1 protein-coding gene is annotated in these 890 nt (G+C 46.9%); it reads left to right on the top strand.

Annotation, left to right across the window (positions count from 1 at the left end; translation table 11 throughout):
- On the top strand, positions 1 to 744 hold a 744-nt coding region (gene ilvC / locus A3750_RS16315; protein ID WP_068548452.1), incomplete at its 5' end, for a ketol-acid reductoisomerase.
- Positions 745 to 890: the final 146 nt, after the last annotated feature.

Here is an 890-nt window from a genome sequence, read left to right as displayed (position 1 = left end):
GAGATTGAGCCAAACATTAAGCAGGGCGGTACGCTGGCTTTCGCGCACGGTTTTGCGATCCATTACAACCAGGTTGTTCCGCGTGCAGACCTTGACGTCATCATGATTGCGCCAAAAGCGCCGGGCCACACTGTGCGTTCGGAGTTTGTTAAAGGTGGCGGTATTCCAGACTTGATCGCTATATTCCAGGATGCATCTGGCCAAGCTAAAAATGTTGCGCTTTCGTATGCGAGCGGCGTTGGTGGTGGTCGTACAGGTATTATCGAAACGACGTTTAAAGACGAGACTGAAACCGATTTGTTCGGTGAGCAGGCGGTTCTTTGTGGTGGTGCTGTCGAGCTTGTCAAAGCGGGTTTTGAAACGCTTACTGAAGCTGGTTACGCACCAGAAATGGCTTACTTTGAATGTTTGCATGAGTTGAAGTTGATTGTTGACTTGATGTACGAAGGTGGTATCGCAAACATGAACTACTCAATCTCAAATAACGCTGAGTATGGTGAGTATGTCACGGGCCCTGAGGTTATTAACGATGAGTCGCGTGCTGCGATGCGTAACGCTCTTAAGCGTATTCAGGATGGTGAATATGCGAAGATGTTTATCCAGGAAGGTGCAACCAACTACGCATCAATGACGGCGTATCGTCGTAATAACGCTGCGCACCCAATCGAAGAAACAGGTGCTAAGTTGCGTGAAATGATGCCTTGGATCGCATCGAACAAAATCGTAGATCAAGAGAAGAACTAAGCACTTCTCTTAATTAACGCTACAATTAACGGCCTGCAGAAGTTATTCTGTGGGCCGTTTTTTTTTGAAGGGATGGTGATCAAATCGCATGAGTGACGAATTAGACAAGAAAAAGTCTGTAAAGCCTGAGGTGGAGAATTCTTCGT

This window comes from Oleiphilus sp. HI0079 (assembly GCF_001635105.1).
This window is presented reverse-complemented; position numbering and strand designations above follow the sequence as displayed.